Origin of the sequence: Bartonella sp. AP1QHHD (genome assembly GCF_042196265.1) — a bacterium.
Classification (GTDB): Bacteria; Pseudomonadota; Alphaproteobacteria; order Rhizobiales; family Rhizobiaceae; genus Bartonella.
Window position 1 is genome coordinate 1 of record NZ_JBHIPW010000042.1, and the last position, 3,086, is coordinate 3,086.

General features: G+C 44.1%; 3 protein-coding genes. All 3 read right to left on the reverse strand.

Going from position 1 to position 3,086, the window contains the following annotated elements:
- Window positions 1-1,032, reverse strand: a 1,032-nt coding sequence (locus ACFIME_RS04080; protein ID WP_375684537.1) for a phage tail protein, incomplete at its 3' end; no start/stop codon positions are given.
- 7 nt (window positions 1,033-1,039) lie between these two features.
- A complete protein-coding gene (locus tag ACFIME_RS04085; protein ID WP_375676725.1) occupies window positions 1,040-2,053 on the reverse strand; it encodes a phage tail protein in 1,014 nt (337 codons plus the stop codon).
- An 8-nt stretch (window positions 2,054-2,061) separates the two neighbouring features.
- Window positions 2,062-3,066, reverse strand: a complete 1,005-nt coding sequence (locus tag ACFIME_RS04090; protein WP_375684538.1) for a phage tail protein — start codon at window positions 3,064-3,066, stop codon at window positions 2,062-2,064.
- Window positions 3,067-3,086: the final 20 nt, after the last annotated feature.

Below are 3,086 nucleotides of genomic sequence, written 5' to 3' on the forward strand. Positions count from 1 at the left end.
CAGACCTTCTGTTATAGGCGTTGAATAATATAAAAAATTAGCAAAGGGGCTCCTGATAAACCAAGGTAAACGCGGCGGCTTGTCTTTTTCTGTAAACCAAAAGGGAGTCTCTACCTGTGGACTTCCTGCTATTTGGTCAAATTCTTGATTACACTTGTCCAAAGCATCCCCACTCAAACCTACACACTCTTCGTCTATAGCTCTCTTTCGCCTTGTCACGGGCGCTTCAGTAGAAGAAACATCCCGTTTTTTTCGAGAAGAAAGACCTTCTGATGACTCCGGACCTATAAAATGTTCATGCGCTTTTAAAGAACAGGGTTGTATACTTGCAAAAGAACGCCAAGGGTCTAAATTGCGTTCATTATCAAGTCCCCGTAAAAATAGCCCCCGAAAATCGGGAACATTAAACGTCGTGGCGCCATCCCCTTCTCCCCACGTCGTCCCTATTACTTCAAACAAGGCTCTATACGTTCTTCGCGAATAAGCACTTCCATCACATGGCAACCAACCATCTGGCAAGCGTTCCATTGCAAACGGTCCTATCAGACCGGAAGGTAAACGTTTTAAGGAAGAAACTTTGCCCCTTGTCGGATTGAGAATTTGCCAACCAGTTATATCTTCATCGTAAATAACGGTATAAAGACAGCCATCTTGTATCTCTCCTCCCGATAAGGCTAATAAACCGGTTTCTGTCGCCTTATAAACGGGCTTACCAGCTAAATTATTTAAAGCAATTGTTGTCGCCCCAACATTCTTGCCCTTCGCTTTAAAACAAACCGATATGCCATTCTTATACTCTAAAAATGCCGATTGACTTAGAAGCCTTATCACGCTCGTCTTTTGGTTATTATCAACCGTCACAATCCCTTCAAGAACACCCCCCGTATCCGATAAATACTCACTTACCCGTTGCATCATCACACGAGCGCTATTATTAACCGTGTTAGGGTGCTGTCCCTCTGACCAATTAATTAAAGCATCAGCACCACCATTCTCAGATGCTGTTAAAGACCAATCATAAATCGTGGACATCTAAACCTCACGTCTTGATTCCAAACACAACACTCATATTAATCGGGCGCGTCTCACTTATACCTGAACTTGCCAATGCAACATCACGCATGTGAAGGTGGGAATGGGGAAAGGCGAGCTTATGGTGCACGCGTATATCCTCTGCTCTCACGCCCAAACGTTCAGCAAGCTTCAATCTTTGCTGGTCATTCAACACATATCCCCAGATGATCGTCATATCACCATGCCAACTCTCTTCCTGATTTTCATCATTCAAAATCGTAAAGGATTGACCCCCATGGTCATGCTTTCTCATTGCGTCATTTTGTAAAGTGCCAAGATAACGAAAGCGGTCTATCTCGCGGTCATCATCAACACCTCGTAAAAAAACACCACGCAAATCGGGAACATTAAACTTCGTCCAACTATCAGCGCCTCCCCACCTGATCCCTATCGCTTCATAAAGAGCAGGATAATCACTACGCAAATAAGCCTTCCCATCACATGGTAACCAGCCATCTGGCAAAACTTGCATCCCAAAAATCCCTATCGTCCCTGGTGGATAAACAGGAATAACCGGCTCTTGCGATAAAGAGAGAGGCGTAGGATTTAAAACTTGCCAAGCATGATCCCTATAAACCAAGCTATAAATGCACCCCCTTTGAAGCTCGCCTCCCGATAAAACACGGAGACCTAATTCCGTCGCCTTGTAAACAGGTTTAGCCGCCAAATCATTCAAGGCAATTGCGGTTTCCCCAACATTCTTGCCCTTCGCTTTAAAACAAATTGATATCCCATTCTTATACTCTAAAAATTGCGATTGGCTTTGAAGTCTTATCAACGTCGTCTGGTGTTCAGCATCAACCGTAAAAGTGCTTTCAATCACACCACTCGTATCCGATAAATATTCACGCACACGTTGCATCATCACACGAGCACTATTATTCAGACTACTAGGACGTTGTCCTTTTGACCAATCAATCAAATCATCACAATAGGCATTCAAGGAGGCATTTAAAGACCAATCATAGATCGTCGACATCTTACACCTCATGTCTTAATCGCAAACAGAACACTCACATTTACTGGACGCGTCTCGCCTTCACCAGTGCTCTCCAAAACAACCTCTTGGTTCTCATCAAGAGTATGAGAACTTACAATGTAGCCCCCTAAATTCTCACGCTCTATGCCCATAAAATTCGCTAGAGAGCTCCCCCCAAACAAGCCTAGACGATAGCCCAACACATCCGTCGTATTCCCATCCCAAAAGTTTTCGTTGCTGGTAAAATGAGACATCGAAAGGCTCTGTCCTTGATGTTGATGCGACTCGATTAAATCTGTTTGCACACTTGCAAAAGAACGCCCCTCATCAATATTGCGCCCTCCATCAAGCCCCCGTAAAAACATCCCTCGAAAATCGGGAACATTAAATGTCGTGGCGCCATCACCCTCTCCCCAAACCGTTCCTATCGTCTCAAATAAATCACCATAATCACGACGCAAATAAGCCTTCCCATCGCAAATTAACCAATCCTTTGGAATCCCGCGCATTCCAAACGTTCCTATAAAACCCGTGGGATAAAGATTGCTTTCTTCTTCTTCTAAAGGGAGTGGGGTAGGATTAACAAGATGCCAATGATCTCCATTATAAAACAATGTATAAATGCACCCTTGTTGGATTTCCCCCCCTGATAAAAGCGATAAACCCGTTTCTGTTGCTTTATAAACCGGCTTGCCATCTAAAGCATTTAAGACAATCGTGGTCGCTCCAACATTCTTACCCATAGCCATAAAGCGCAAAACGATACCATTCTTATACTCTAAAAATGCCGATTGGCTTAGAAGCCTTATCACGCTCGTTTGTTGGACAGGATCATTTGTAACAATGCCTTCAAGCTCTCCACCCGTGTCTGACAAGTATTCCTTTACGCGCTGCATCATCACACGGGCGCTCGTGTTCACACTGCTAGGATGCTGTCCTTCGGACCAATCAATCAAATTATCCACGCGCGTATTATCCGACGCTCTAAGCGACCAATCATAAATCGTTGACATTTCTCGTGAATCCTAGCTTC

What these genes read in the sequence shown, in the direction of transcription:
- ACFIME_RS04090 (WP_375684538.1), bottom strand. Translation starts at nt 3,066, where the DNA reads ATGTCAACGATTTATGATTGGTCGCTTAGAGCGTCGGATAATACGCGC.
- ACFIME_RS04085 (WP_375676725.1), bottom strand. Translation starts at nt 2,053, where the DNA reads ATGTCGACGATCTATGATTGGTCTTTAAATGCCTCCTTGAATGCCTAT.